General features: G+C 63.4%; 13 protein-coding genes and 1 pseudogene. 7 read left to right on the top strand and 7 right to left on the bottom strand.

Going from position 1 to position 15,018, the window contains the following annotated elements:
- The first annotated feature begins 52 nt into the window (after positions 1-52).
- Positions 53-334: a BTH_I0359 family protein gene (locus ACZ47F_RS04185; RefSeq protein ID WP_464926040.1), complete on the top strand. Its 282-nt coding sequence runs from the start codon at positions 53-55 to the stop codon at positions 332-334.
- A 161-nt stretch (positions 335-495) separates the two neighbouring features.
- Here ACZ47F_RS04185 and ACZ47F_RS04180 read toward each other — a convergent pair whose 3' ends face one another.
- Complete coding sequence (locus ACZ47F_RS04180; RefSeq protein WP_464926039.1) at positions 496-1,791, bottom strand: MFS transporter; 1,296 nt, start codon at positions 1,789-1,791, stop codon at positions 496-498.
- A 155-nt stretch (positions 1,792-1,946) separates the two neighbouring features.
- Between ACZ47F_RS04180 and ACZ47F_RS04175 the strand changes: the two genes are divergently transcribed.
- On the top strand, positions 1,947-2,303 hold the full coding sequence (locus ACZ47F_RS04175) for an ArsR/SmtB family transcription factor (protein ID WP_464926038.1): 357 nt from the start codon (positions 1,947-1,949) through the stop codon (positions 2,301-2,303).
- A 15-nt stretch (positions 2,304-2,318) separates the two neighbouring features.
- On the opposite strand, the gene ACZ47F_RS04170 is transcribed toward ACZ47F_RS04175, so the two are convergent.
- Positions 2,319-2,888: a CoxG family protein gene (locus ACZ47F_RS04170; RefSeq protein WP_464926037.1), complete on the bottom strand. Its 570-nt coding sequence runs from the start codon at positions 2,886-2,888 to the stop codon at positions 2,319-2,321.
- Positions 2,889-3,118: 230 nt separating this feature from the next.
- On the opposite strand from ACZ47F_RS04170, the gene ACZ47F_RS04165 reads away from it, so the two are divergent.
- Complete coding sequence (locus ACZ47F_RS04165) at positions 3,119-4,129, top strand: D-2-hydroxyacid dehydrogenase family protein (RefSeq protein ID WP_464926036.1); 1,011 nt, start codon at positions 3,119-3,121, stop codon at positions 4,127-4,129.
- Between the two features lie 8 nt (positions 4,130-4,137).
- Here ACZ47F_RS04165 and mnmE read toward each other — a convergent pair whose 3' ends face one another.
- The 5 genes and pseudogenes from mnmE to rpmH form a co-directional block, all read right to left on the bottom strand.
- Positions 4,138-5,556: a tRNA uridine-5-carboxymethylaminomethyl(34) synthesis GTPase MnmE gene (gene mnmE / locus ACZ47F_RS04160; RefSeq protein WP_464926035.1), complete on the bottom strand. Its 1,419-nt coding sequence runs from the start codon at positions 5,554-5,556 to the stop codon at positions 4,138-4,140.
- 19 nt (positions 5,557-5,575) lie between these two features.
- The gene (gene yidC / locus ACZ47F_RS04155) at positions 5,576-7,252 is read right to left on the bottom strand and encodes a membrane protein insertase YidC (protein WP_464926034.1); all 1,677 of its coding nucleotides are present in this window, start codon (positions 7,250-7,252) and stop codon (positions 5,576-5,578) included.
- Positions 7,253-7,497: 245 nt separating this feature from the next.
- Positions 7,498-7,710 (bottom strand): annotated as a pseudogene (gene yidD / locus ACZ47F_RS04150) (membrane protein insertion efficiency factor YidD); the annotation flags it as partial.
- Complete coding sequence (locus ACZ47F_RS04145; protein WP_464926033.1) at positions 7,707-8,114, bottom strand: ribonuclease P protein component; 408 nt, start codon at positions 8,112-8,114, stop codon at positions 7,707-7,709. The pseudogene yidD and the gene ACZ47F_RS04145, both read right to left, overlap by 4 nt.
- A gap of 113 nt (positions 8,115-8,227) precedes the next feature.
- Positions 8,228-8,362, bottom strand: coding sequence for a 50S ribosomal protein L34 (rpmH, locus tag ACZ47F_RS04140; protein ID WP_013107607.1), 135 nt, complete (start codon positions 8,360-8,362; stop codon positions 8,228-8,230).
- A 591-nt stretch (positions 8,363-8,953) separates the two neighbouring features.
- Between rpmH and dnaA the strand changes: the two genes are divergently transcribed.
- The 4 genes from dnaA to ACZ47F_RS04120 all read left to right on the top strand — a co-directional run bounded on the left by dnaA (position 8,954) and on the right by ACZ47F_RS04120 (position 15,009).
- Positions 8,954-10,396, top strand: coding sequence for a chromosomal replication initiator protein DnaA (dnaA, locus tag ACZ47F_RS04135; protein ID WP_464926032.1), 1,443 nt, complete (start codon positions 8,954-8,956; stop codon positions 10,394-10,396).
- Between the two features lie 260 nt (positions 10,397-10,656).
- The gene (dnaN, locus tag ACZ47F_RS04130) at positions 10,657-11,772 is read left to right on the top strand and encodes a DNA polymerase III subunit beta (RefSeq protein WP_464926031.1); all 1,116 of its coding nucleotides are present in this window, start codon (positions 10,657-10,659) and stop codon (positions 11,770-11,772) included.
- A gap of 227 nt (positions 11,773-11,999) precedes the next feature.
- Positions 12,000-14,483: a DNA topoisomerase (ATP-hydrolyzing) subunit B gene (gene gyrB, locus ACZ47F_RS04125; protein WP_464926030.1), complete on the top strand. Its 2,484-nt coding sequence runs from the start codon at positions 12,000-12,002 to the stop codon at positions 14,481-14,483.
- A 169-nt stretch (positions 14,484-14,652) separates the two neighbouring features.
- The gene (locus ACZ47F_RS04120; protein WP_464926029.1) at positions 14,653-15,009 is read left to right on the top strand and encodes a c-type cytochrome; all 357 of its coding nucleotides are present in this window, start codon (positions 14,653-14,655) and stop codon (positions 15,007-15,009) included.
- Positions 15,010-15,018: the final 9 nt, after the last annotated feature.

Genomic DNA, 15,018 nt, shown 5'->3' with positions numbered 1-15,018 from the left:
TGATATTTGCTTTCACGACCCCCATCTCCGATTCAACCAGTGGAGGTACACCATGCAAACCATGATCTATGACTCGGACGCTTTCTGTGTCCTTCAGCTCGATTGGTCGGATGCACGGTCGGGGCAAGGCGGCCCACACTCCGACTTTTCGCGTGGCGGCTATGAAATCGTCGACAAATTCGCCCGCAAGGAAATTTTTCTGGGCGGTCGCGCGGCCGAGAGCTTTCGCGACAGTGTGCAACAGCTGATCGCGCAAGAGCCGACCAGCGAGGAAATCGACGACTTCCTCGATCGCTACTCCGCGCTGTCGCGGCAACCGCTGCACGCACACTGAGACGTTGTGAAGATGTCGTCGTCGCAAGCGGCCTGCTGCCCATGCGCACGGCGCGCAGGGTCCAGCCAGATCGGCCAGACCCGAGCGCCGCGCTTTGCGGCCAGCGGGCCGCGCAGCAAAAAGTCTCACAACGTCTGAGTCACCGCGCACCCCGCGGCACCTTACCGCGCCGCGTCCCTTAGCGACTGGGCATGCGTCTCGCGCGCCAGCAGCACGCACAGCACCGACACCGCAATCCATGCCAGCAGCACGCCGTTGGCCGCCTCGAACGCCCGCGCACCGTACAGGCGAACCCCGACGCTGCTGCGCCCGTCCCACAGCAAGTCCAACACCCAGCCCAGTAGCGGGAGCTGCACCAGTGTGCCCAGCATCACCCCGGTGTTGTGCACCCCGGAGGCCGTTCCCGCCAGTTGCTGCGGCACCGACTCCTTGGCCCAGGCAAACCCCACGACCATGCTGCCCGACCCCACCGAGGCCAGCAGCAGCGCGCCCAGCAGCAGCGGCCAGGGCGCCTGTGGCCAGACCACCAGCACGCCGAACCCTGTCAGCATCAGCATGCCTCCCAGCGCGTAAGGCAGCTTGCGCCGCCGCAGGGTGTCGGACACCCGGCCCCACAGCACCCCGCCGGCGGAAAACGCCACCAGCATCGCGGCAATCGTCCAGGATGCCTGCCCGGCAGGGAGCTGGCGCTGCTGCACCAGAAAGGGCATGCCCCACAGCGTGGTGAAGGTAAGAAACGCCCCGCAGACCCCGCCCGGCGCGACGAACAACAACACCGTGTTGCGATAGCGCCAGACTGACGCCAGGCCGCGGCCCACCTCGGCCAGCGTCTGCGCCCGACGCACGGGCAAATAGCCGTCGAACCCCAGATCTTCGGGCCGGTTACGAATGCGCCACAGCGCCAGCAGCGACAGCCCCAGGCAAAGCAGGCCAACCGCGCCGAGCACCCAGCGCCAGCCAAAGCGATGCGACAGCAGCAACAGCGGCGCCTGCGCCAGTACCGCGCCCAGCGTACCCAGCGCCAGCGACAGCCCCGAGATGGTGCCGAACACCCGTGGCGCGAACCACGCCGCCGATAGCTCCAACAGCGACACCCAGGCCACGCCATGCCCCAGCCCGATCAGCGCCCGGGCCACCGCCGCCGACTCGAAGCTGCCGGCCAGCGCGAACAGCACAGCCCCCAGCCCGGTGACCGTCTGCCCGACCACGATCAGCACTTTCGGCCCGAAACGGTCGTTGGCAATGCCGGTAGGAATCTGCGATGCCGCGTAGAAGTAGAAATAGAACGACGCCAGATTGCCGAGTTGTGTCGCGTTCAGGCGAAAGTCGCGCATCAGGTCGGCATTGAGCACGCCGGGGGTGACCCGCAGGAAAAATCCCACCATGTACGCCACTGCCGCAATCGCCCAGAACAACACGGCAAGGCGCAACGGTGGAGCGCGATGGACAGCAGACATGGCAGCAGCACAGAAGACAAAAGTCTGCCAGCTTACCCGTGCAGCCGATGTCATGCAGTGCAGCGCCACCCCGGTTCAGCACCGCGCACAGCGTTGTTCCTTTTTTATTGTGTTGAATCAAAACCTTGTGGTTTGATATTCATAGACTCCAAACCATGAATATCGTTGAACTGCCCTCTTCGACAACGCCGGCCCGCGCCCCCGTGACATCGATGGCCCGGCTGGCCCGGCTCGAGAGCATGGCCGGAGGCGACGTGGTGCGCATTCTCAAAGCGCTGGCGCATCGCGAGCGCTTGGCCATTCTGTGCCTGCTGATGGACGGCGAGCGCTGCGTGCGCGAGCTCGAACACGAAGTCGGCATGCGCCAGGCAGCGCTGTCGCAACAGCTGGCCAAGCTGCGCGCAGAAAACATTGTCGAAGCCACCCGCCGCGGGCGCTTCGTCCACTACCACATCAAAAGCCAGCAGGTGCTCAACGTGGTGCGCGCTCTGTGCCCGGCGGAGGAGAGCTGAGCTGCCGCGCGCCGTCTACCAGGTGCCGTGCAGGCCCCAGTAGACGATGAACACCAGCACCAGCGTAGACACCGCCCAGGCCCAGGGCGGAAGCAGATTCCACACCCGGTCGAGCACACCGGCGCCGTCGTCAACCGGGAGTTGTCCGCGCATCACCTGATCGAAGCGCTTGAAAAAGGTTTCGGTCAGGTTTTGTGCCGCGCTGTCGACCGTCCCCTTGCCGAGCTGACCGATCGCACCGCCGATCTCGGCCGTGGCCTGGTAGTTCATCTGCGTGCCGCCGTCGGGCGTGGGCTGCAGCGCAACCAGCGCCCGGCCCTGGCCGAAGCCGGCGCTGCCGGCATTGCCCTCGAAACGCAGCACATAGCTGTGCGGCGGATTGGGATCTTCCAGCGTCAGGGTGCTGCTGAAACGGGTCTTGAAGCCGCCCACCGATAGCACCTGAACGATCTCGAAATGCCCTCCGCCGGTGTCGGTGATCGATTCACACCCCGGAATGCAGGTCTTGAGCACCTCGGGGTTGTTCAGCGCCTCCCAGGTTTTTTCCGGACTCGTCGGCAACAGCCATTTTCCTTTGACATCCATTGCAGCCCCCATGTCGTCTGACCCACTGCACTCCAACGTGACCGGGCAGCAGACCGGTGCATATCAAGCAAAACTTATATTCGCCATTCGGCGCCGAGGCAAGCTGCACTGCAGCAAAATGGGGAAAATCCTGATCGGGTCTCTACCAAGCCCGCGTGCGGCGCGTGCATTTCGCGCACCAGGGAGAGGGCCTACACTGACCGGCTTTGCGTCCGCCTGAACCGACTTCCATGCAAATCACCGTGCTCGACGACTACCAGGATGCGGTGCGCAAGCTCGACTGCGCCCAGCAACTGCAAGGTCACGATCTGAAGATTTTCAACAACACCGTCAAGGGCGTCGGGCAGCTCAGCGTGCGCCTGCGCGACACACAGGCGCTGGTCCTGATCCGCGAGCGCACCACGCTGTCGCGCCAGCTGCTGGAAAAGTGCCCCAAATTGCGGCTAGTCGTGCAGACCGGACGCATCGGCCCGCATGTCGATGTGCAGGCCTGCACTGATCTGGGCATCGCGGTGGCCGAGGGCCAGACCGACCCCGGGGTGACCGCCGAACTCACCTGGGCGCTGGTGCTTGCCGCAATGCGCCGACTGCCGCAATACATCGCCAGCCTCAAGCACGGCGCCTGGCAGCAGGCGGGGCTGAAATCACAGTCCATGCCGCCCAACTTCGGCCTGGGACAGCGCCTGGCCGGCAAGACTCTGGGCATCTGGGGCTATGGCCGCATCGGCCAGAGGGTGGCGCGCTACGGGCAGGCGTTCGACATGCAGGTGCAGGTGTGGGGCAGCGCACAGTCACGCGCGCTGGCGGTGGAACACGGGCTGCGCGCCTGCTCCTCGCGCGAGGAGCTGTTTGCCACCAGCGACGTGCTCAGCCTGCACTTGCGCCTGACCGAGACCACGCGCGGTCTTATCACCCTGGCCGATCTGTCGCAGATGCAGCCCACGGCGCTGCTGGTCAACACCGCCCGGCCAGAGCTGCTCGCGCCCGATGCCCTGGTCGCTGCGCTCAACCGCGGCCGCCCGGGCCTGGCCGCGGTGGACGTGTTCGAGGCCGAGCCCATCCTGCAAGGCCATCCGCTGCTGCGGCTGGAAAACGCCATCTGCACCCCGCACATCGGCTTTGTCGAGCAGCAGCACTACGAGGCGATGTTCGCGCAGGCCTTCCGCACCATCACCCAGTTTGCCGCAGGAGACTACAGCGGCATTCTCAACGCTCAGGCATTGGCGCTGCGGCGCAACTGAGCGCGCCCTCACTTGCCGATGCAGAAGCTGGAAAAAATCGCCCCGAGCAGGTCATCCGGGGTGTACTGCCCGGTGATGGTCATCAGCGCCTGATGCGCCAGGCGCAATTCCTCGGCAACCAGATCCAGCGGTGCGCCCGCGTCGAGGGCGAGCAGTTCAACGGCCTGATCGAGATGACTGCGCGTCTGTTCCAGCGCCTGCACATGGCGCTGTCGCGCGATGAACACGCCTTCGGCACACTGCTGCGCTCCGGCCCTGTGCAGCAGTTCCTTGCGTAGCTCCTGCAGGCCGTGGCCGTGCGCGGCGGAAATCCACACCCCGGTATCCGGCTCCAGCCCCCACTGCGACCAAACGCGCGACACTTGCGGCGTGACCTGCTGCGGGTCGACACTGTCGCACTTGTTGAACACATGCAGCACGCGCACCCCAGCGGGCAAGCTGCGGGCGATCTCGGCCTCGGCCAGGCCGTAGTCCGGGGACTGCAGCCGGGTGAGGTCGTGCAGGAACAGCACCATGTCCGCGGCGGAAATCGCCTCCCAGCTGCGCGCCACGCCGATGCGCTCGACCGCGTCGCTGCTGTGGCGCAAGCCCGCGGTGTCGACGATGCGCAGCGGCACGCCCTCGATCTGGATGGTCTGGCTGACCTTGTCGCGCGTGGTGCCGGGAATTGGGGTGACGATGGCCAGCTCAGCCCCAGCCAGCGCGTTGAGCAGCGAGCTCTTGCCCACATTGGGCTGGCCGGCCAGCACCACGCTGAGCCCTTCGCGCAGCAGCGCGCCCTGACGGGTCTTGGCCTGCACCTGGGCCAGCGACTGCCGCAGGGCGTGCAGCTTTTGCTGCACCTGGGCCTGGTGCACAAAGTCGATGTCTTCTTCAGGAAAGTCCAGCGTGGCCTCGACCAGCATGCGCAGCTCGACCAGCTGCGCAGCCAAGCCATGCACCGCACCGGACAGCGCGCCGGCCAATGCCCGCGTTGCGCTGCGCGCCGCCGCTTCGGTGCTGGCATCGATCAGATCAGCCACGCTCTCGGCCTGCGCCAGATCGAGCTTGCCGTTGAGAAACGCACGCCGGGTGAATTCGCCGGGCTGCGCCACGCGCAGCCGTATGTCGCGGCCCAGTTCGAGCAACCGGGCCAGAAGCAGCTGCAGCACCACCGGGCCGCCGTGAATCTGCAGTTCGAGCACGTCCTCCCCAGTGGACGAGTGCGGCGCGGGGAAATACAGCGCCAGCCCCTGATCGAGAATGCCGCCGCGCCCATCGGGAATCGGCAGGTAGGTGGCATGCCGCGGGCGGAGTTCGCGCCCGGTCACTGCACGGGCCAGCGCGGCCAGCGACTTGCCCGAAACCCGCACGATCCCCACGGCACCGCGCCCCGGCGCCGTGGCAATGGCGACCACCGGGTCGGCGTCCTGCGCCAAGGGGTTCATCGCCGCATCCGGCCGGGCCTTATTGCGCCGGCTTGGCCGAGGTATCGGTCAGCACGCCTACGCCCATCTTTTTATTGATGAACCACTGCTGCGCAATCGACGTGGCGTTGTTGGTCAGCCAATACAGAACCAGTCCGGCCGGGAAGAAGAAGAACATGATGGAGAACGCCGCCGGCATGATCCACATCAGCCGCGCCTGCATCGGGTCTGGCGGTGTCGGATTGAGCTTGACCTGCAGGAAAGAGGTCGCGGTCATGATGGCCGGCAAAATGTAGTACGGATCCTTGGCCGACAAGTCGTGGATCCACAGAATCCACGGCGCGCCGCGTAATTCCACGCTGGACAGCAGCACCCAGTACAGCGCGATGAAGACCGGGATCTGGATCACGATCGGTAGGCAGCCGCCCAGGGGATTGATCTTTTCCTTGCGGTAGAGCTCGACCATGGCCTGGTTCATCTTCGCCTGGTCGTCCTTGTAGGCCTCGCGCAGCGCATTGATGCGCGGGCCGATTGCCTTCATCCGCGCCATGCTCCTGTAGCTCGCCGCGGTCAGCGGGAAAAACGCCAGTTTGATCAGCAGGGTCAGCACGATGATGGACCAGCCCCAGTTCTGCACCACGCGGTGGATGAGCTCGAGCAGCCAGAAAATCGGTTTGGCCAGAATGGTCACCCAACCATAGTCCTTCACCAGCTCGAGTCCGGGCGCAAGGGCAGCCAGCGTGCTTTCCAGCTCGGGACCGACGAACAGCTTGGCATCGGTGGTAATGGCCTTGCCCGCAGCGATGCTCGGCAGCGGCTGGATCACGCCGACCGCGTAGAGATTGTCGCCAAGCTTGCGTGCGTACAGATCGCGCGGGCCTTCGTATGGCTGCGGAATCCAGGCGGATACGAAGTAATGCTGGATCATCGCCACCCAGCCGCTGTCAGCCTTTTTCGGCACCGTATCGGTCTTCAGATCCTTGAATTCGAACTTCTGGAACTTGTCAGTGTTGTCGTAATACGCCGGACCGGTAAAGGTGTGATAAAAGTGCGAGTCGTCCCCCGGTGGGGTGTTGCCGTCGCGCACGATCTGCATGTAGATCTGCGGGCTCACCGGGGCGGTGCCGGTATTGGTGATGGTGTTTCGCACATCCACCACATAACTGCCACGGGTGAAGGTGTAGGTGCGCTCCAGGCGAACGCCGCCCAGATCGGGAGACACCAGCTTGACCTGCAGGGTCTTGGCATCTCCCATGCTGCGCGGACCGGGAAGCACGGTCATTTCGGTTTCGTGGTTGGGAAAATCCCCGCCGATCAGCCCGGACTGCGCCATGTATTTGTTGTTGGCCGTGTCATCGAACAACACCACGTTCTTGCCCGGCTCGGTGCGACTCTCGTACTTGAGCAGCTTGGCGTACACCAGATTGCCACCGCGCGAGGAAATCTTCAGGTCCATCAGATCGGTCTGGATGGAGAAGAGCTGCGCTGCAGGCGTTGCCGCAGCCGCCGGTGTTGCTGTTGGCGCAGTGCCAGGCAGCGCTGCAGTGCCGGGGGCGGCCGGCGGCACCGCGCTGGCCGGTGTGCTGGCCACATGTGCAGGATGCGCCGGGGGTGTGCCGAACAAATCCGTCTCGCCGTTGTAGCGCAGCCAGGCGTTGTACAGAAAGATCATCGACATGGTGAAGACCACCCAGAGCACCGAACGACGGAGATCCATACGCAAATCCTGTTGTTGATCGTGTAGCGAAGCGGCCTGAGCGCGGCTCAGGGCTTGGACATGGGAGGCCGAGGTGGCGACGCCGACGCGCAGGCATCCAGTGTGGCACCCTGAGCCGGCTCTTCCGGCAAAGACGCGCTATTGTGCATGGGCCCAGTGACCGCCGTCTGCACAAATGGGTTCGGCGCAGTGAGATGGTGGTCGGCTGCTTCTGATTGCGCCCGTCGCCACGGCGCCCAGGTGAAGCGCTGCGGTACCGGATCGTGCCCTCCCTCGCACCAGGGATGACAACGCAGAATGCGCACCGCCCCGAGGTAGCTGCCGGCTGCGGCGCCGTGCCGGTCGAGCGCTTCGATGGCGTAAGCAGAACAGGTGGGGTAGAAACGGCACTGCCCGCCCACCCAGGGGCTGAGCAGCACCCGGTACAGACGGACAAGAACGATCAACAAGCGCTTCATGCCGGACCCGGCGCCAAGACGTTAACCGTACATTCGACCCAGGACGCAAGTAAAGCGTTCACTGCCTGCCGCACATACGCCAGCAACGCGGCAGAGCGCGCGCTGCGAAACTCGGCTGGTAGCTTGCGGGTCAGACGCAGCATCAACACCGGCGCCTGCAGCACCGTGCCTTCTGGCAGGTCGAGTTCGCGCAGCGCCTGGCGCATCACCCGCTTGATCAGGTTGCGCCGCACTGCCGGCTTGCAAAATTTCTTGGGAATGACCAGGCCCAGCCAGCACTGCGGCTGCCCCATCTGCGGGGAGTTCCATTCCTCGGGTGCCGCACGGAAATGCAACCGGAATTCCGCCTGCTGCACGGAGCGCGCAGCAAAACACGCGGCAAACGCGTCGGGTTGCCGCAGCATGGCGAATTTCAAGGCTGTTGGGCGCAGGGCGCGCAGCGCTTTAGCAGGTCAAGCTGGTCTGCACCAACCGAGCCGCGCCGCGCGCAACCGCGACAGGACTTCAGAGGCGGGCTTTAGACAGCCAGGCGCTTGCGGCCCTTGGCGCGGCGTGCATTGATCACTGCACGGCCACCACGGGTCTTCATGCGCACCAAAAAGCCATGCGTGCGCTGGCGGCGGGTCTTCGAGGGTTGATAAGTACGTTTCATGATCTCACCTTGTCAAGGGTTCTGCGCTGGGGCCAGATCCGCAACCATCTCTGCCCACGGCTGCGAAGCGCTCAGGGCAACGGGCGGAGTGTCAGCCAGCTGCGCCAGCAATGCGTGGCAGGCAACTGGGCTGCCCTTGCTCCACCGCTGCAAAGCGCAATGAAAAAAGCCCACTATTGGACTCATGAACGCTCGGTTTGTCAATTTTTGACGTCATTCCTCGTGCCGCCGGCCCAATAGCAGGCCGTTGAAAAACGTCGCGAGGATGGCCAGATGCAAGGCGCACGGCGCGCAGCGACCGAGACATATCAAATAGATAGGCGAGGCAGCGCGCACCGTGCAACGCCGCAGATGGCCCACCGCAGTAGTTTTTCAACGGCCTGATAGACGAGTTTCCGGCTGCGTCGCGCTGGACCGCCACCAGCGCCAAAACGCGCTTGTGGATAACTTGGCGCGCAGAGTTAAACTGGCCCATCCGACCGGGTCCTTCCTCGGCAGGACGAGCGGCTTGTGCCGCGCGTGCTCAGCCGCCGGGCGAGCGTGACCCCGCGTCAGCGCATTCCACGGTCTGTATTCGCCCCTAATTCCCGCATGAATCACGATACTTCCTGGCAGCAATGCTGCGCCAAGCTGGCGACAGTCATTCCCGAACAACAGTTTGCTGCGTGGATCAAACCCTTGCCCGCTCCGCTGTGGAGTGAGGATGGCAGCACTGCGGTGCTGCAAGTCCCCAACCGCTTCAAGCTCGACTGGCTGCGTGCGCAGTACGCCGCGCGCATCGCCGAATCGCTCAGCGCGGTCATCGGTCATCCGGTCCAGGTCGATTTTGTCGTGCAAAAAGCCCCGCCGCGCGCAGCCTTTGGGCGCACCGACGGCCAGGGTCTGCCGCAAACGCACGACAATGTCACGGCACCGCAGACCGCAGGCACAGCCGACAGGGATACCACTGCCGCATCGCCGAGCCTGCAGGCCGCGCAGACGCAAAAAGACGCGATGGAAGCCGACGCGCTCGAACGCTCACGGCTCAATCCGATGCTCAGTTTCGAGACGCTGGTCACCGGCAAGGCCAACCAGCTGGCGCGCGCGGCGGCGATCCAGGTTGCGGAAAATCCCGGCCGCTCGTACAACCCGTTGTTCATCTACGGCGGGGTGGGTCTGGGCAAGACGCATTTGATGCACGCGGTCGGCAACGCGCTGATGGCGCAGCAACCCGGCGCACGCATCCGCTATCTGCAAGCCGAACAGTTCGTCAGCGAGGTCGTGCGTGCGTACCAGCGCAAGGCCTTCGAGGAGTTCAAGCGCTACTACCACTCGCTCGATCTGCTGCTGATCGACGATGTGCAGTTCTTTGCCGGCAAGGACAAGACACAGGAGGAGTTCTTCTACGCCTTCGAGGCGCTGATCACCAAGCGCTCGCAGATCATCCTCACCAGCGACACCTACCCCAAGGAATTGCGCGAAATGGATCAGCGCCTGGTGTCGCGATTCGACTCCGGGCTGACCGTGGCGATCGAGCCGCCCGAACTCGAAATGCGCGTAGCCATTCTGCTGCGTAAGGCTGACGCCGAATTGATGCCGCTGCCCGAAGAGGTGGCGTTTTTCGTCGCCAAGAATGTGCGCTCCAACGTGCGTGAGCTCGAAGGCGCGCTGCGCAAAATCCTGGCCTATGCCCGGTTCAGCGGCCAGGACGTCTCCATCGGCTTGGCCAAAGAAGCGCTCAAAGACCTGCTGTCGCTGCAGAACCGCCAGGTATCAGTGGAAAACATCCAGAAAACCGTCGCCGACTTCTACAAGATCAAGGTGGCAGACATGTATTCCAAGAAGCGTCCGGCCAGCATCGCCCGCCCAAGGCAGATCGCCATGTATCTGGCCAAGGAGCTCACGCACAAAAGCCTGCCCGAGATCGGCGAGTTGTTCGGTGGGCGCGATCACACCACGGTGCTGCACGCAGTGCGCAAGATCAGTCAGGAGCGCACCAAGCTGCAAGAACTCAACCAGCAACTACATGTACTCGAGCAAACCTTGAAAGCCTGATCCGCGGCTTTGCCCCCGCCTTGCAGTCGATCCCGACCCGGCACGGGAGCAAGTCCTTGCACAGTATGTGGAGAGATTCTGAACAACCCCGACCGCGCGCATCCGCAGCGCAAGTTGTTCCAAATCATCCTTGTGTCACAGCTCAGTTGTCCACAGCGATCGACCTCTCTTTGAGCCGCAAGACCACAGCGTTTTTTGTCTTATCCACAGCGCAAGCCACCCCTTACTATCGGTCCTATCCTGAATAAAGGAATAAAAGAATGAACAGATTGACCTCCATCCGCGACGACTTGCTCAAGCTGTTGGGACAAGGTGCTGGCATAGTCGAGCGCCGGCAAACCCTACCCATCCTGGCCAATGTGCTGATCCAGCACAACACGCACGGCACCGTGCTGACCACCAGCGACATGGAAATGCAGATCCGTCTGCATGCGGGAGACACGATTCAGGCGAGTGGCGAAGATGCGGCGGTCACGGTCAATATGCGCAAGCTGCTTGATATCCTGCGCGCGGTATCGCCCGGAGCCGTGACCCTTGAATGGGCCGAAGGCAAGATGACCGTGCGTGCAGGCAAGAGCCGTTTTAGCCTGCAGACCCTGCCCGCGGACGATTTCCCGCTGGTGCGCGCTGCCAGCGATTTCAGCGATCAGGTGCTGCGCCTGCCTCAAAAGCTACTCAAAAGGCTGCTGGGGCTGACCCATTTCGCCATGGCGCAGCATGACATCCGCTACTATCTCAACGGCATGTTGTGGGTCGCCGACGGCCACCAGATGCATCTGGTGGCCACCGACGGCCATCGCATGACCCTGGCCACCGCCGCGCTCGAAACCGCTACCGACCGTCGCGAAGTCATCATGCCGCGCAAAACGGTGCTCGAGCTCTTTCGCCTGCTGGCCGACGATGACGGGGCGATGATCGACATTGCGCTGGCGAGCAATCAGGCCCGGCTGACTCTGGGACCGCTGGAATTCACCAGCAAGCTGATCGAAGGCAAGTTCCCTGATTACCAGCGGGTCGTGCCCAAGGGCCACCGCAACCTGCTGCAGGTCGAGCGCACGACCCTGCAGGCCGCGCTGCAGCGCGTAGCCATCCTGACCAACGACAAGTTCAAGGGCGTGCGCGTCAACCTCGAACCTGGGCTGCTGCGGCTGACCTCGATCAACGCTGAGCAGGAAGAAGCACAGGAGGAAATCGACATCGACTACCAGGGCGATGCGATCGAGATCGGTTTCAACATCGCCTACCTCATCGATGCGCTGGCCAATATGCCCAGCGACCAGGTGCGCATCGAACTGCAAGACGGCAACAGCAGCGCACTGCTGACCATGCCCGACGAGCCTAACTTCAAATATGTGGTCATGCCCATGCGGATCTGAGACGTTGTGAAGATGTCGTCGTCGCAAGCGGCCCGCTGCCCATGCGCACGGCGCGCAGGGTCCAGACAGATCGACCAGATCGGCCAGACCCGAGCACCGCGCTTTGCGGCCAGCGGGCCGCGCAGCAAAAAGTCTCACAACGTCTGAGCACAGGACTCGTTCCACCTCCAACCGATTGCCATCCCGCCCGCTGCCCGGTGCAGCGGTGCCTGCCTCGAAAGCCTCTGATGAACGAACCGAACACCGACAGCTACAGCGAAAATTCCATTCAAATCCTCGAAGGTCTCGAAGCCGTGCGCAAGCGTCCCGGCATGTATATCGGCGACACCTCGGACGGCACCGGGCTGCACCACCTGGTGTTCGAAGTGGTCGACAACGCCATCGACGAAGCGCTGGCCGGCTATTGCGACGACATCGTCGTCACCATCCACTCCGACAACTCCATCAGCGTGTCCGACAACGGCCGGGGCATTCCCACCGGCATCAAGATGGACGACAAGCATGAGCCCAAGCGCAGCGCCGCCGAGATCGCGCTGACCGAACTGCACGCCGGTGGCAAGTTCAACCAGAACAGCTATAAGGTCTCCGGCGGTCTGCACGGGGTGGGCGTGAGCTGTGTCAACGCCCTGTCGCAATGGCTACGCCTGGTCGTGCGCCGTGACGGCCTTGTGCACACCCTCGAGTTTGCCCGCGGCGTGCTGCAGAATCGCCAGATCCAGGAAATCGACGGTGTGCTGGTCTCGCTGGCCCCGATCACCGGCAAGACCGACAAGCGCGGCACCGAAGTCCATTTCCTGCCCGATGCCGAAATCTTCACCACGGTCGATTTCCACTATGAAGTCCTGGCCAAGCGTCTGCGCGAACTGTCCTTTCTCAACCACGGTGTGCGCATCCGGCTGATCGACGAACGTCAGGGCAAGGAAGAGAACTTTGCCTTTTCCGGCGGGGTGAAAGGGTTTGTTGAATACATCAATCGCGGCAAGAACGTCCTGCATCCCACGGTGTTCTACGCCCAGGCGGAAAAAGCTTCCGAAGTCGGCACCACCGTCAGTGTCGAAGTCGCGATGCAATGGAACGACGGGTACGCCGAGACCGTGCAATGCTTCACCAACAACATTCCGCAGCGTGACGGCGGCACTCACCTCACCGGGCTGCGCGCGGCCATGACCCGGGTGATCAACAAATACATCGACGACAACGAACTGGCGAAAAAAGCCAAGGTCGAGATCACTGGCGACGACATGCGCGAAGGCCTGACCTGCGTGCTGTCGGTCAAGGTGCCAGATCCCAAGTTCAGCAGCCAGACCAAGGACAAACTGGTGTCCAGTGAGGTGCGCGGCCCGGTCGAGGACCTGGTGGGCAAGGCGCTGACCGACTACCTGCTCGAAAATCCGGTCGATGCCAAGATCATCTGCGGCAAGATCATCGATGCTGCCCGCGCCCGCGAAGCCGCGCGCAAAGCGCGCGAAATGACCCGCCGCAAAGGCGTGATGGACGGCCTGGGCCTGCCCGGCAAGCTGGCCGACTGCCAGGAAAAAGACCCGGCGCTTTGCGAGCTGTATCTGGTGGAGGGCGACTCCGCAGGCGGCTCGGCCAAACAGGGCCGCGACCGCAAGTTCCAAGCCATCCTGCCCCTGCGCGGCAAGATTCTCAATGTCGAGAAGGCGCGGTTCGAGAAGCTGCTCACCAGCAACGAAATTCTCACCCTGATCACGGCAATGGGCACCAGCATCGGCAAGGACGATTTCAACATCGACAAGCTGCGCTATCACCGCATCATCATCATGACCGATGCCGACGTCGACGGCGCGCATATCCGCACCCTGCTGCTGACTTTTTTCTTCCGCCAGATGCCAGAAATCGTCGAACGCGGGCACATCTACATCGCGCAGCCGCCGCTCTACAAGGTCAAGCACGGCAAGGACGAGCAGTATCTGAAGGACGCCGCCGAGCTCGACGCCTATCTGCTGCGTATTGCGCTCAAAGACGCCGCGATCCACCGCCCCGATACCTCGACACAGCTGACCGGTGAAACGCTTGAACAGCTCGCCCGCCAGCATGTGCTGGCTGAGTCGGTGATTGCGCGGCTCAGCGCATTCATGGATGAGCAGGCGCTGCGCGCCATCGTCGACGGCGTGAGCATCGATCTCGACCACGCTGCCCAGGCCAGCGCCAAGGCGCTGGAGGCGTATTTGGCCGCGCACACCGAGCATGGCCAGGCGCCGCAGGTGCTCGCCGAGGTCGACCCGCGCACCGAAAAGCCGTATCTGCGCATCGTGCGCCGTCACCACGGCAACCTCAAGTCCACCATGCTCCATGCCGACTTCGTCCACGGCGCCGACTATGCGGTGCTTTCACAGGCCGCACAGACCTTCCACGGCCTGCTACCTGCCGGCTCGGTCGTGCGACGCGGCAGCGGCGACAACGCCAAGGAAGCCACGGTGTCCAGCTTCCGCGAAGCCATGACCTGGTTGATTCGCCAGGCCGAAAACAGCGTGGCCCGCCAGCGCTACAAAGGCCTGGGCGAAATGAACCCCGAACAACTCTGGGAAACCACCATGGACCCCGCAGTGCGCCGTCTGCTGCGCGTGCAGATCGACGATGCGATCGAGGCCGATCGCGTCTTCACCATGCTGATGGGAGACGAGGTCGAACCCCGACGCGACTTCATCGAAACCAACGCCCTGCGGGTGGCAAACCTGGATGTTTGAGTTCGTGTCCGAGCGGGGTATCGCGCCTTGGGCAGTGTCGGCGGCCGTTGTCTCCACATCACGCTTGGTCGTGAGGAACCCCTGAGCCGCTCAGGGATGTTGCCTGATGTGGTGGACAACGCTGCTGCGCAGCCTGCACACTGCGCGCATAACGACTCGGGAGACATCCATGGCAATTTCCATGTATCTGATGCAGCGCATCGCCTCCGGCGGCGCAGCGCTGGGCCTGTTCACCTTGGCGTCGATGGCACAGGCTGCAGATCCGATGCCGCAGGAATTCCATGACGCCAACCCAGCCAAGGGCCAGCAGCTCTACACCGAGCTCAAATGCGCCGCCTGCCATGCCGAGCGCATGATGGGCTCGACCTCGGCGATGTACACCCGCGCAGATCGCAAGGTGCACAATCCCAAGCAATTGCTGGCCTTCACGCAGATGTGCGTCACCCAGCTCAACCACGACCTGTTTCCGGAAGAGGTCAAGGACATCGCCGCCTACCTCAACCAGACCTACTACAAATTCAAATAGTCCGGGGCG

The sequence above is a fragment of the Thiomonas islandica genome (genome assembly GCF_055383445.1).
The sequence above is the reverse complement of the archived record's forward strand: the minus strand, read 5'-3'. Positions and strand labels throughout refer to the sequence as shown.